9 protein-coding genes are annotated in these 13,466 nt (G+C 59.6%); 8 read left to right on the top strand and 1 reads right to left on the bottom strand.

Annotated elements, in window-relative coordinates:
• Window positions 1-101: 101 nt before the first annotated feature.
• Window positions 102-2,768, bottom strand: coding sequence for a CehA/McbA family metallohydrolase (locus D7M11_RS21375; RefSeq protein WP_205127099.1), 2,667 nt, complete (start codon window positions 2,766-2,768; stop codon window positions 102-104).
• A 271-nt stretch (window positions 2,769-3,039) separates the two neighbouring features.
• Here D7M11_RS21375 and D7M11_RS21370 point away from each other — a divergent pair, with 271 nt between their 5' ends.
• From D7M11_RS21370 to D7M11_RS21335, 8 genes are all read left to right on the top strand, one after another.
• The gene (locus D7M11_RS21370) at window positions 3,040-4,209 is read left to right on the top strand and encodes a glucose 1-dehydrogenase (RefSeq protein ID WP_120749289.1); all 1,170 of its coding nucleotides are present in this window, start codon (window positions 3,040-3,042) and stop codon (window positions 4,207-4,209) included.
• 66 nt (window positions 4,210-4,275) lie between these two features.
• Window positions 4,276-4,914 carry a D-sedoheptulose-7-phosphate isomerase gene (locus tag D7M11_RS21365; RefSeq protein ID WP_120749288.1) on the top strand — a complete coding sequence of 213 codons (639 nt, stop codon included), beginning with the start codon at window positions 4,276-4,278 and terminating at the stop codon, window positions 4,912-4,914.
• A gap of 173 nt (window positions 4,915-5,087) precedes the next feature.
• Complete coding sequence (locus D7M11_RS21360) at window positions 5,088-6,239, top strand: ROK family transcriptional regulator (protein WP_193556251.1); 1,152 nt, start codon at window positions 5,088-5,090, stop codon at window positions 6,237-6,239.
• A gap of 165 nt (window positions 6,240-6,404) precedes the next feature.
• A complete protein-coding gene (locus tag D7M11_RS21355; RefSeq protein ID WP_120749286.1) occupies window positions 6,405-7,403 on the top strand; it encodes an aldose epimerase family protein in 999 nt (332 codons plus the stop codon).
• A 78-nt stretch (window positions 7,404-7,481) separates the two neighbouring features.
• The gene (locus tag D7M11_RS36945; protein ID WP_193556250.1) at window positions 7,482-9,512 is read left to right on the top strand and encodes a GSU2086 family protein; all 2,031 of its coding nucleotides are present in this window, start codon (window positions 7,482-7,484) and stop codon (window positions 9,510-9,512) included.
• A gap of 120 nt (window positions 9,513-9,632) precedes the next feature.
• Complete coding sequence (locus tag D7M11_RS21345) at window positions 9,633-10,166, top strand: GNAT family N-acetyltransferase (RefSeq protein ID WP_120749285.1); 534 nt, start codon at window positions 9,633-9,635, stop codon at window positions 10,164-10,166.
• 39 nt (window positions 10,167-10,205) lie between these two features.
• Complete coding sequence (locus D7M11_RS21340; RefSeq protein ID WP_120749284.1) at window positions 10,206-11,021, top strand: HAD family hydrolase; 816 nt, start codon at window positions 10,206-10,208, stop codon at window positions 11,019-11,021.
• On the top strand, window positions 11,006-13,417 hold the full coding sequence (locus tag D7M11_RS21335) for an alpha-glucuronidase family glycosyl hydrolase (RefSeq protein WP_120749283.1): 2,412 nt from the start codon (window positions 11,006-11,008) through the stop codon (window positions 13,415-13,417). Before D7M11_RS21340 ends, D7M11_RS21335 begins: the two co-directional genes overlap by 16 nt.
• Window positions 13,418-13,466: the final 49 nt, after the last annotated feature.

The following is a 13,466-nucleotide window of genomic DNA, read 5'->3' as shown; positions in this document are numbered from 1 at the left end:
ATTATATTACGACACCTTTTGGTTTCGCGTCAAGCGATACAGAGCTGGAATATAAAGGACGGGGAGCGGATAGAAGAGTATCCGTTCCCCGTCCCGATTGTTCAGTGATGCCCGTGCGACCCGCCGCTGTGACCGTCGCCTTCGTGCGAATGATGATTCTGATGATGGCTGTGACGGTCGTGGCGATCGTGATCGTGATGATGGTGGTCATGACGGTCCGGCACGGAGTGGACATGCATGACGCCGTTTTGATGCATCCGGTTGTGCAGTGCTCTGTGCGCGCTCGTCAGCGTCATAAGCAGCTTTTTGAACGTTTGCTCGTCGCTTTTCGTTGCGAGTGTCTTGATATACGCGGTCGAGCCTTCGATTTGTTCTAGGATCGTCACCGCGTCCTCGGACCGGAAGATTGGCTTGCCGTCGACGACGACAGATACGGCGCTGGAATGAGCGGCGATCATCTCCGACTGGTCATGATAACGGCCGCGAACGCGAAGCGCGATCCAGCAGCTTTCCTTGACCGGGACCGACCAATGTCCGGCGTAATCGCCGGCGTCCGGATCGACCGTTTTCTCCTCGCGCAGTACGCCGTTTACGACCAGCTCGATTTTGGTGACGGGCACCGTGACCGAGCTGACTTGCCAGACGACATCCAGCGTTCCGCCGGAAGACGGGAGCAGCATCGTTTGTCCCATCTCGCTGTCGCCGACGCGGAGCTCGAGCAGCGGCCCGAGCGTGGCGAACGTATGGCCCTTGCGTACCGCGCCCATCCACGATTCGTACGTGAACGGCTCGCCCTGGATGAGCGAATATGTGCGGATTGTGCCGACGGCCGTCGACTGCGACATTTTGTCGGTGCCGCCGACGGCCGGCGCCTTGTAGCCGCAGTTCAAATATCGATACCAATCGGACAGCGAGTACGGATTGATGCCGATATTTTCGAACGAGCACATTTCCACCGCGTCGATCTCGCCGAGCACGAGGGCGGCCGCGCCTTCCGCGCGCGGATTTGGCAGATGCGGCATGACGACGAGCCCGTTTTGCTCCCGGCATCGCTTCGCCCATTCGGTTACCGTCGCTTCGAGCGGATCGCCGAGCCCGGATTCGTCCGGTCCCCCCGTGCACAGCGGCACGATCATGCTGCCTTCGTAGCCGAGCAGCGAAATATGGCCGAGAATATGCTGGCGGTTTTCCGTTCCGACCCGCACCAAATATTCGCCGGTGCCGCCGTTCTGGGTGCTGCCGATCGTCGTTTTACCGTCGAAATCGGCGAGGTTGCTGAACATTTCACCCCACTGGCTAGTCAGCAGGTTGACTACATTGACCCCTTCGGCATCGCCCTCAAGCAAGGCGGTTTGCGGGGACAGGAAGTGGACGTGCGTATCCGCCGTTACCCAGCCTTTCCGCCGCCACGGCAGCACGTGCTCGAGCACAATGTCGATTGTATCGGTTTGTTCCGTAATAACGAACTTCCGGCGCAAGGGGCGAATCTCAAAACCTTTCGTCACTTCGATATACACGTCGCCAAGCGGCAGCTTGTATTCCGCTTCACCGTTTATGTAAGCGCTGTAATGGAAGTCCTGCACATACTCCGCTCCATAATCTTCGAACCAATGGGCGTTCGGAAACCGGTGTCCGTTCACCGGCGCGATATAGTCGCCCAGCTTCCCGTGCACGTGGATTTTCGCCGCCACTTTGCGCCCGCTCGTTCGTTCCGTAACGCGAACCGTCACTTTACGGACGACGTTCTCCACCGCCGACCAGCCGGACAACGCTTCCAGCTCGCGAATCGGGACCGAGACGGAAGGATTGCCATCTACGGTGAGATAAGCGTCCGGGTGAGTGGTATATTCGACAATCCATTCGTTCGCCTTAGGAACGGGCAGGCGCGGATTCGGGTTGCCGAGCCAGCTGTCGTGATCGTAATCGAGCACGGGTCTGACGGAGATGACTTCACCCAGGTCGATGCGAATATTGGCGCTTTCTCCGTACGGCTGCGGCACAAAGCCGGGAGCGGAGACATAGCGGACGGAGCGCCGTGCATCCCAGCGAAACGGATTCGTTTCCACGTCGGTGCGGGTTAAGCCGAATACGAACGCGGTTCCGTCCTTGGGGCGCATGACGATTTTGACGAGCTGCTTATCCGGATGCGGGTTCGTCAGCGCATACAGCCAGTGGTGCATCGTGCTGCCGAAGCCGGGAAACGTGGTGCGCAACTGGCTTTGTCCCCAAGGAATCGTCGGCGCTTCCTTATGCAGCAGGTCGGTGTTCGTCGCCATCGTGCGCGGCTTCACGTGTTTGACCGCTTCGAAGCTGTTCTCGCCCCACTTCACCTGAAACTCGCTGATCTGGTAACGGCGTCGCATCGGAAAAGCGCAGACGGCACCATCCGAGTAATGCAGCTCGTATTCGCACACGGTTTCTCCGAGCCGGGGATTGCCCATCATCGGACTGATGATGCCGTCCGGAGCCGTGTCGCTTTCTTTAAAGTCGGCGGCGTGCAAAAACAGCAGCTGCCTGTCGTGCAGCGGCTGCGGAAAAGCGAGCTCCACCTCGCGGTCCTTCAGCAGTATGACATTGTTCGCTTCGGACGGGCCGAGCTCGAACGGAACGCCCCAGAGCTCTTGGTAACCGGTCAGCAGCCGGTCGCGATGCGCGATTACGGCAGCCGAGCAATCGCTCGGCGTCAGACCGGCGATGGCGCGGTTATATACGGCGGCCAGCGGTACGGGGACAAAACGCTGATCTTTATTTGCAGTGGCTGGGTTCATTCCGATCCTCCTATGAATGCCCGGCGGGTCGCCGAAAGGCGGGCCGGGCTTACGCATTTAACTTGTCCGTTCGTGCTATAACCGAAAAAAATGAGGGCGTAACCGGTTTACAACCGTTCGGTTCTCCCCTTATAATACATTTAATTAATGATTAAGTAAATTACCCGGCGTCAAATGGAACGGGTGCGGTACGCGGCTTTCCCGCCGTATCGCGGCGAAGCCGCAGCCTTCCGCGAAGCCTTGGGCGGGAAGATTCGGAAAGGAGACTTTCATGAAAGCGGTCGTGATTAAAAACGGAACGGATAAGCAGTACGTTACGGTGACCGACATTCCCGCACCGGAGGCGATCGGCCCGGATCAAGTGCTGATCCGCGTCCTGAGCGTCGGGCTCGACGGAACGGACCGGGAAATCGTGCAGGACCGATACGGCGTGCTGCCGGAAGGGGCCGAGCAGATGATTATCGGTCATGAACTGCTCGGCACGATCGAGCGGGCGGGGGAGGCGTCGGGCTTTTCGCCGGGCCAGCTCGTTACGGCGCTTGTGCGCAGGCCGTGCGGCGATCCGGCTTGCCTGCCCTGCGGCAGCGGCCAGCAGGATTTTTGCGAAACGGCCCGTTACACCGAGCGGGGCATCCGCGCTGCGGACGGGTTTCTGTGCGAATATGTCGTCGAGCAGGCGAGTTATGTCGTGCTTCTTCCAGACGATTGCGCGCCTTACGGCGTGCTCGTCGAGCCGCAGAGCATCGTCGAGAAGGTGTGGAACCAGGTCGCGCTTATCCAGCAGCGCGTCCGCTGGGTGCCGCGAACGGCGCTGATTACCGGCTCGGGACCGCTCGGCATTCTGACGGCGCTGACGAGCAGAAGCTTGGGGCTGGAAACCCATGTGTGGTCCAGATCCGGGAGCGACAGCGTTAATGCCGAGTTCGTCCGCCGGTGCGGCGCCCATTACCACGAGGCCGGCGAAAGCGATCGTCCGGACCTGGATGCGGCGGGCGGGGAAGCGAAGCTTTTTGCCGGCGGTATGGACGAATTCGTCTCGGGGCTCGGCATTCGTCCCGATATGATCTGGGAATGCAGTGGTCATACGCCGCTTACTTTCGAAGCGATGAAGCTGCTGGCGCCGAACGGGGTGCTTGCCGTGCTCGGCGTTACCTCGGGCCGGGGGCGGATGAACATTCCGTGCGATGTGCTCAATCAGGAAATCGTGCTCAAAAACAAATGCATCATCGGCTCGGTCAATGCTTCCCGACACGACTTTGAAACCGCCATCCGCCGGCTGCAAACGATAGAAGCGTCGTTTCCCGGTCTGCTGACCGGCCTGCTGACGCAAAAGCTCGGGATCGAGCAGGTGCCGAATCTCGATTTTTCCAAAATAACGGTAAAAGCCGTGGTCGAAATGGCGCCGCCGGTTTCCGACAAACGAATGACGGCATCGAAATAGGGCGGCTTGAGCGCTGTGCCCAAACGATTTTGACAGTACAGACCGGAAAGACGGAGGATAATGAGCATGCATGACGCCTTGAAAGCTTGTATAACGAAATACCCGGAGCTTGCCGTCAACGCGGCCGACATTGAGCGCGCCTTTGAAATCGTGCGGGACAGCTACAGCGGGGGAGGCAAGGTGCTTCTCGCCGGGAATGGCGGCAGCGCCTCGGATTGCGAGCATATCGTCGGCGAGCTGATGAAGGGCTTTATGTCCAGAAGGCCGATCAGCCCGGCCGTCAGACAGTCGCTGCGGCAGTTCGGAGAGGCCGAAGGCGACTACTTGGCCGACAGGCTGCAAGGAGCGCTGCCTGCGATCTCGCTCGTCAGCCATACATCGCTGATGACCGCCTATGCGAACGACGTGGCCGCGGACATGGTGTTCGCCCAGCAAGTGTTCGGCTACGGTAAGCCCGGCGACGTGCTGATCGGCTTGTCGACGTCGGGCAATTCCGCGAACGTTGTCCGGGCGCTTCAGGTGGCGCGGGCGATGGACATGTGCACGATCGGGCTCACCGGACGCAGCGGCGGCGCGATGAAGGAGCTGTGCGACGTTACGATCCGCGTACCGTACGACGTGACGCCGGACATCCAGGAACGGCATCTGCCGATCTACCATGCGCTGTGCATCATGCTGGAGGACGCCTTTTTCCGCGTTTCATAAGGACGTTTACAAGCGAAGCGGTCATTGCTTATAATAAAAATAATAATTAAGGAAATAAGTGCCGCGCTTCGCTTTATCGCCGATAGGCGTATTTGACCGGATGAACGCCGGCCTGGATCCTCCGAGGAGGGAGAATTGGAATTCAACCGAATAAAATCGCCTACCTGAAGCAGGTGAAGCAGAGCAATATGTCCGAGGTGCTGGAGAAAATATGGCAGCACCAGCAAATATCCCGAGTGGAGCTTGTCGAGCACACGGGGCTTACATCGGGTACGATCACCAATTTGACGCACGAGCTGATTGAGCTCGGAGTGATCCGCGAGTTCGAAGCGGTGTCGGGGAACGTCGGCCGAAGACGGGTTATGCTCGGCTTCGATTCCCGGCGATACCGGATTATCGGTCTCGATATCGGACGGGCCACGATGGAAATCGTCGTCGTGGATTTAAACGGCAAAATTGTTCGAACGATCGAGCGGGACATGAGCGACCGCAAAGGGCCGGACGATTATTTTGAAGTGATCGATCCGCTGCTGAGAGAAGTGAAACGGGATATCGAGAGCGAAGGCTACACGATTCTCGGGCTTGGCGTCGGCGTCCCGGGGCCGATGGATTACGGAGCGGGAACGCTGCTGGATCCTCCGAACTTTCCGGGCTGGAAAAACTATCCGCTGCGCAGCGTGCTCGAGCAAAAGTTCGGGCTCACGACACTCATCGAGGACGACGCCCGAACGTCGGCGATGGCGGAGAGATGGTACGGCCTGGGCCGGACGACGCAAAATCTCGTCTTTATTACGATGGGCATCGGCATCGGCGGAGGCGTCGTCACGGACGGCAAAATCGTTCGGGGCACGAACGGCCTGTGCGGTCAAGTCGGACATATGACGATCGTCATCAACGGCAAAATGTGCGATTGCGGCAACCGCGGCTGCTGGGAAACGGTAGGCTCGATTCCCGGCATTCTGAGCAGGTGGTCGGGCGGCAATTCGATGGAGCAGCTGCTTGCGGCAGTCCGCGCCGGAGAACCCGAGGCGCTGAAATGTATGGAGGATACGCTCAGCTATTTGGAGACAGGGCTGATTAACGTCTACAACTTGTACGATCCCGAGCTGGTCGTGCTGGGAGGACGGTTGTACCCGTATTTGGCGGATTACCTGCTTCCGGTGCAAAATCATTTACGCTCCAGGCTGTACGCGTTTGCGAAAGACCGTTTGAACATCGTGCCGTCGACATACGGCACATCCCAAAGCGCCGTCGGGGCGGCCGCGCTTGTATTCGGCTTCTTACTGTCCGAGCCGGTCCGGCTATTGGCCCTTACGGAAGGATAATGGATAGCGGCCCGAACAGTGCAAGTTGCTCGGTTTGGCCTTGCCTGCGGCTTAAGAGCCGCAGGCGAAACCGGGCCGGCTTGCTGCTGCGAAAGGGAGTCGGCATGTTTTTTTGTGTCATATAAACTTAAAGATTAAGTAAATTAGCTTAGGGGAGGCAGAGTTATGGGAGAGCTGTACCGCCCGCTTCGCAATTCGGGCTGCCGCATCTGGGACGATATGACGTTCAAGGGCTACCGCAGTCTTATATTGGAAAATGAAAAGCTGCTCATTCAGCTGCTGCTGGACAAAGGAAGCGAGCCGATCCGGTGGCTGCACAAGCCGACGGATACCGATTTGATCTGGATCTCGCATAACGGCTTGGGGGCGCCGAATCCGATGTATGCCGATTACCAGACGAGCTATATCGGCGGCTGGCAGGAGATGTTTCCGGAGGTCAGCTATACGTCCGAATACCGGGGCGGCACCGTGCATCGCGGGGAATCGGCGATTACGCCTTGGGACTACCGCATTGTGCAGGACGATCCCGGAGAAATCCGCGTTCTGCTGATCAACCAGATTCGTTCGATGCCGTTTCGAATTGAGAAGCTGATCATTCTGCGAGCTGGCAGCGAGACGGTGCGTATCGAGGAAACGGTGCGCAATTTGTCCCAGGCGGCTCCGCTGGAAGCGAATTGGGGGCACCACCTCGCTTACGGGCCTCCGTTTCTGGGCGAAGACAGCTTCATTTCGTTCAGCGAAGGGGCGCGCATCTGCCATCCGGTGTCCGGAGAAAGCTGGAGCTGGCCCGTCATGCGCCACAGCGGGGTCGACACGGATTTGTCCGTTATGCCCGCAGCCGGAACCGAGCGCGACCTTCTCTATGTCGCGACAAACGACTACAAATACCGGCTGACGAGCCCGAGCAAGAACGTATCGCTGGAAGTGCGCTGGGACGGCGAGGTCTGGCCGTACTTGTGGTACTGGCAAAATTTCCGGGCGGACTGCAACGCTCCGTTCTTCGGCTGCGATTACAATATCGGGCTGGAGATGTTCAACGTTCCGCCGAAGCTGACGCTGCCCGAAGCGGCAGAGCGGGGGATGGCGCTATCCGTGCCGCCGCTCGGCAGTGTCACGTCGTGGCTGGAATTTGAAACGCGCTTGCTGACCGCAGTCGCTGAGTAAGTGCCGCCTGAGCACTAAGCGTAGGAAGGTTATGGGTGTATCAGTCGGTCACGTTTCAACATGAGGAGGGGGAAGCGAGTGGTGCACGGACAACGGTTGTCTTTTGCAGGCATCCAGACGAATTCCGTCTACGAACGGACGAATCTGGTGACGATCCGCAACATGGCCCGCCCTTACGAAGGGGAGCCCGAGCATTGGCGGGGAGCCGACAGTCCGGCGTTTGCAGAGCTGGTCGAGTCGATTATGACCGCGCGGCTCGCCGGCAAACCGGTCGTCTGGTCGATGGGGGCGCATGTGATCAAAAACGGGATGTCCCGTTATGTGATCGAGATGGTGAGACACGGCTTTCTGACTCACGTCTCCGGCAACGGGGCGACGAGCATTCACGACTTCGAGCTGGCGTTTCTCGGCGAAACGTCCGAAGACGTCGCCCGCTCGATCGAAGACGGTTCGTTCGGCATGTGGGAGGAAACCGGCAAGTTCATGAACGAAGCGATTCAGCAGGGGGCGGCGCTCGGACTAGGTTACGGCGCGTGCCTGTACCGGTATTTATCGGCGAATCCGGACAAATTCCCGCATTACGACGATTGCGTGTTCGTACAGTGCCAGAAGTACGGAGTGCCTTATACATGCCATATCTCGATCGGCACCGATATTATTCATCAGCATCCGATCGTCGATTTTGAAGCGCTCGGGGCCGCTACGGGGGAAGATTTTCGTTCGATGTGCCGCTCCGTCGCCGCGATGCGGGACGGGGGCGTCTTCCTGAACTTCGGATCGGCCATATCCGGGCCCGAGCTGTTTTTGCGGGCGCTCGCGCTTGCGCGCAACCGGGGGCTGCCGATGAAGGATATCGTGGCCGCCAATTTCGATATCGTGCCGACGCAGGCCGCATTTACGCCGCCGATCACCGACCCGGACTATCATTACCGGCCGCGCCGGGTGCTGGTCGACCGCCTCGAGGAAATCGGCGGCAAGCCGCATCTGTTTCACGGTCTGCACCAGCATACGATTCCGGCGTTGTTCCATGCTCTGCTGAAAAGGAAACAGCAGCTTGGTGCCCAGTTTCCTGTCGAAGCCGCTGCCGGCGATGCCGCTTCGGGCAACGCCTCGCGCACCCCACTGCTGCCCGCGAAGCTGTACCCGGTGGGCTCGAGACGAAGCCGGCTTTATTCGGCGGAGCCCCCGGCATCCGTCAGCGGGAGCGGAGAGGGTGCTTATCGTGTGGCGATGGAGCCGGGCCAAACGGAGGAGGGGGCGGGCTGGAGCGCGCCTCAATTCGACGAGTTTATCGGCCGGGTGCGCGAGGCGAAGGAGCGGGGCAGTCGGATTCTCGTTTCGCTAGGCAGTCATGTGATCGGCTCCGGCGCGCACCGTTATTTAATCGAAGCGATTCGCGGCGGGTACGTCTCTCATCTTGCGGTAACGGGCGCCACTGCGTTTCAAGACGTTGAGTTGGCGGCATTCGGCCATACGGAGGCCGTAGAGGAAGGCACGCTTGCCGAAGGGAAGCTGGCGATGTGGCAGGAAACCGGGGAGCTTGTGCACCGAGCGCTGGCGGAAGGTTATGCGGACGATCTCGGCTACGGCGAAAGTTTGGCAGCTTACGTCCGGCGGCGTCCGGAGCATTTCCCGCATATCGGGGACAGCTTGCTTGGCGCCTGCATCCGCACGGGAATTCCGTATACATGCCATATTACGATCGGCACAGACGACATTCAGCTTCTTCCGTTATCCGATTTCGCCGTCCAAGGGTCCGCGAGCGGCTTCGACTTTCAATCCTACTGCCATACCGTGGCGCATCTGGAGGGCGGGGTATTTATGAACTTCGGCTCGACGGTGACCGGGCCGGAGGTGTTCCTAAAGGCGCTCTCGATCTCGCGCAATTTGCAGCACCCGGTGCACCGTATTACGACCGCCAATTTCGATATCGTCAGGCTGGGCGATTATCACAAAAAAGTCGGCTACGAGGATTGGGATTACTATTACCGCCCGCGCAAAAATATTGTGCACCGTCCGACGAGTCTCGGCGGCAAGGGCTACCACTTCGAAGGGTTACACGAGGAAACGATTCCGGCGATTTGGCGCGCTTTGTTCAAAAACGGCTAGTTTTTGCGTTTTTTAGGCCAGTGCAGGCTAGCGCCCCCGAATTTCTAGTATGATGGGTACAGAGCACAAGAGCAGCAGAAGAAGTTCTGATCACTTATCGACTATGAGGAGGGCTTATCCATGGAATCGTTAAAACCGCAGCTTGCCATGATGAATGAAAGGCTTGACCAGCTTTCCGATCTGAACTTACCTGCCGGGTATTCGGAGCGCGGCTTTCAGGTGGGGGACGAAGCGGCCTGGGAGCGCATTATCGGCGATTCGTTCGGCGGCGAGAGGAAGTTTGACAAGCAGATGAAGCAAGATCCGGAATTTCGGCCGGAGCGCGTCCGGTTTATCTGCTTCGGCGGCGAGCCGATTGCGACCGCTTCGGCCTGGTATGACGAGGAATGGGGAGAGGATACCGGCTGCCTGCATATGGTGGGCATCGTATCGTCCCAGGCGGGTAAAGGGCTAGGGACATCGATCAGCCTCGCCGCCATGCACCAGATGAAGCGGGAGGGCCGCAGCCGCGCGGTGCTGCGCACCGACGATTTCCGCTTACCCGCGATCAAATCGTATTTGAAGCTGGGGTATAAACCGCATGTTGTTCATGACAATCAGCCGGAGCGATGGCGGGCGATCGGAGAGAAGCTCGGCATCCCGCTGATGGAGTAATTCACAATCGGCACAAAACGGCCAAGGAGGCTTCATGGGATGACATCCAGCAATTCGCAAGCAGGGACGAGGATCAAGGCGGTTTTGTTCGACTTCGACGGCACGCTGTCGACGCTTCGGGCGGGATGGGAAGAAACGATGGCGCCGATGATGAAGGTAGCGATAGCCGGCAGCGCGCCGCTTACGCCCGAGCAGTCGGCGGAGCTGGACCGGGAGATTGCCGCCTATATCGACCAATCGACAGGCATCCAGACCATTTTTCAAATGCGCTGGCTGGCGGAACAAGTCGCCGGGAAAGGCTGGAACCCGGAAGTGCTAGGGGAATGGGAATATAAGGCGGAATACAACCGCAGGCTGCTGGAAAGCGTGAACGCTCGCATCGAACGGCTGCGGGCGGGGAGTCTCAGCGCATCGGATTATTTGATGAAAGGTTCGGTGCCTTTTCTGGAGGAGCTTCGCACGCGCGGCATCGAGATGTTCGTTGCGAGCGGCACCGATCATCCGGATGTGGTGAACGAGGCCGAGGTGCTTGGCGTCCGGCATTACTTTCAGGACATCGCCGGTGCGCCCGTCGGACGAGCGGATTGCTCGAAGGAAAAAGTCATCGCCGATCTGCTTGAGGAAAAAGGGTTTCGCGGCGACGAACTGGCGGTCATCGGCGACGGCAAGGTGGAAATCCGGCTGGCGAGGGAGCGGGGCGCCCTCGCGCTTGGCATCGCTAGCGACGAAAACCGGCGCGAAGGCATCAACCCGGTGAAACGCGAACGGCTGCTGGCGGCCGGAGCGCATCATATCGCCGGAGACTTTCTGAATAAGGGAGAGTGGCTGGAGTGGCTCGGATGGCAGACGGAGTAAGTACGGTTATCGATTTGAGCAGGGTCGCGGTCGTCTGCTCCCCGGCGGCGGCCGGGGCGGAAGCGAAGGCGATAGACGTGCTGATCGAAGAGGTCGCCAAGCGGACGGGAATTGTCTGGAAGCGATTGCACGAGGCGAAGGCGGGCGTCCCTGTCATCGTCGTCGGCACGGCGGAGCGGCTGAAGCGGCTTCCCGGCGCCGATTGGACGGGGGCGGCTGAGGCCGCTGGACTGCGACCGGAGGGTTATGTGCTGCAAACGGCCACGGCCGCAGACGTCGGGAGCGAAGCGCCGGTAGTCCGGATCGTCGGGGCCGACGAGAGGGGCGTGCTCTACGGAGTTGGCAAGCTGCTGCGCCAATTGCGCTGGGGCGAAGGCTTCGTCCGGCTCGACAAGTCGCTGCATATCCATACTTCGCCTTATTCGAAGCTGCGCGGCCATCAGCTCGGCTACCGGCCGAAAAACAACGCCTTCGACGCCTGGACGCCCGAGCAGTTCGATTTGTACATTCGGGAGCTTGCGCTGTTTGGCGCGAACAGCATCGAGATCATGCCGCCGCGAACCGACGACCGTCCGACCGGCCCGCTTATGAAGGTCGAGCCGCTCGAGATGATGATCCGGCTTTCCGGCATCATCGACAGCTACGGCCTGGATACGTGGATCTGGTATCCGAACATGGGCGACGACTATTCCGACCCGGAGACGGTCCGGACAGAGCTGGCGGAACGGGAAGAAATTTTCAGCAAGCTGCCGCGCATTAACGCCTTGTTCGTTCCCGGCAGCGATCCGGGCAAGATGGAGCCCGATCCGCTGTTCGCATGGATGGAGCAGGTGGCGGAGCTGCTGCGGAAGTATCATCCCGAGGCGAAAATATGGTTGTCGCCACAAATTATGACGTATCATTCGGCAGAGTGGATGGAAGCGTTTTACCGGCACGTGCGGCGGGAGCCGGATTGGCTTGGCGGCATCGTCTTCGGTCCGCATGTCGATGTCACGCTGCCCGAGCTGAGGCGGGCGATTCCGGAGCGTTATCCGATCCGCCGGTACGAGGACATTACCCATAATTTCCACTGCCAGTATCCGGTTGCCGACTGGGATATCGCCTACGCCCTTACTTTGGGACGGGAAAGCTGCAACCCGCGGCCGTACGCGCAGAAGCATATTCATAACGTGCTGGCCGAATATGCGATCGGCAATATTTGCTACTCGGAAGGCATTAACGACGATGTGAACAAATTTATATGGTCCGATCAGGATTGGGACCCGGCGACGCCCGTCATCGACACGCTGCGGGAATACGGCCGGCTGTTCATCGACAGCGAGCGGGCGGACGCGTTCGCCCAGGGTCTGCTGGCGCTGGAACGGAACTGGGTTGGACAGCTTGCGTCCAACAAGGATGTCGAGGTTACTTTGCAGACGTGGCGGCAGATGGAGCGGGAGGCTACGACGCTGCAACGCTCCAACTACCGGTTTCAGATGCATTTGCTGCGGGCCTATTTCGACGCCTACACGAAGCGGCGGCTTCTTTACGAGACGGGGCTCGAATACGAGGCCCGGGAGGCGCTGCGGGGATCTGGCGTAAGCGGCAGTCTCGCCGCGGTGGATGCGGCGGAGCGGACGCTGGAGCGGGCCCGGACGGAGCCGGTTGCGGCCGATTACCGGCTGCGCTGCAACGAGCTCGCCGACGATCTGTTCGCAAGCATCGGCTACCAGCTTACGGTGTCCCGCCATTTCGCCAGATCGCAGGGCAGGGGCGCCTTCATCGACGCGATCGACGCTCCGCTGAACGACATTCGCTGGCTGCGCACGCAGTTTGCCCAAATCCGGCAAGCCGGGGACGAGTACGAGCGCCTCGCGATGATCGGGCGTTTGCTGGATCGCACGAATCCGGGACCGGGAGGCTTTTACGATCCTCTCGGGTCGCATGGCGGTTTCCGCCGCGTCGATCCGGGCGCGGGCTGGGCGGCGGACCCGGGCTACTTGCAATCGCCCCGGATCGCGCATGCGATGTATATGCTGTCAATGCCGGAGGAGCAGCAGCAGGATCTCGGCGGGGTTCCGCTTGCCTGGGTCTCCCATACTAACGCGCTTCTGGATACGCCGATCGACATTCGTTATGACGATCTGGACCCGGATACCCGTTATACCTTCAAGGCGGTTTTTCTCGGAGAAACGAAAAGCAACTCCTCGCCGAGAGATTGCTGGGCTAGCGTGAATGCAAACGACGCCTTCGTGCTGGAGGAAGAGGTGTTTATCGCGGCCGGATCGGTCACGGTCCGGGAAATGTCCGTCCCGCCGGAGGCGGTGAAGGACGGGAAGCTGAAGCTTACGATCGCCCGTACACGGGGTTACAAGCGGCTAAACGTGGCGGAAGTGTGGCTTCTCCGGCAGAACTAGAAGACGGCCGGAGATGCTTGAAGAGAACAGAGAATGAAACAGTAACGAA

Origin of the sequence: Paenibacillus ginsengarvi (assembly GCF_003626695.1) — a bacterium.
Classification (GTDB): Bacteria; Bacillota; Bacilli; order Paenibacillales; family NBRC-103111; genus Paenibacillus_AB; species Paenibacillus_AB ginsengarvi.
This window is presented reverse-complemented; position numbering and strand designations above follow the sequence as displayed.

What these genes read in the sequence shown, in the direction of transcription:
- D7M11_RS21375 (WP_205127099.1), bottom strand. Translation starts at nt 2,768, where the DNA reads ATGAACCCAGCCACTGCAAATAAAGATCAGCGTTTTGTCCCCGTACCG.
- D7M11_RS21345 (WP_120749285.1), top strand. Translation starts at nt 9,633, where the DNA reads ATGGAATCGTTAAAACCGCAGCTTGCCATGATGAATGAAAGGCTTGAC.
- D7M11_RS21335 (WP_120749283.1), top strand. Translation starts at nt 11,006, where the DNA reads ATGGCAGACGGAGTAAGTACGGTTATCGATTTGAGCAGGGTCGCGGTC.
- D7M11_RS21355 (WP_120749286.1), top strand. Translation starts at nt 6,405, where the DNA reads ATGGGAGAGCTGTACCGCCCGCTTCGCAATTCGGGCTGCCGCATCTGG.
- D7M11_RS21365 (WP_120749288.1), top strand. Translation starts at nt 4,276, where the DNA reads ATGCATGACGCCTTGAAAGCTTGTATAACGAAATACCCGGAGCTTGCC.
- D7M11_RS21370 (WP_120749289.1), top strand. Translation starts at nt 3,040, where the DNA reads ATGAAAGCGGTCGTGATTAAAAACGGAACGGATAAGCAGTACGTTACG.
- D7M11_RS21340 (WP_120749284.1), top strand. Translation starts at nt 10,206, where the DNA reads ATGACATCCAGCAATTCGCAAGCAGGGACGAGGATCAAGGCGGTTTTG.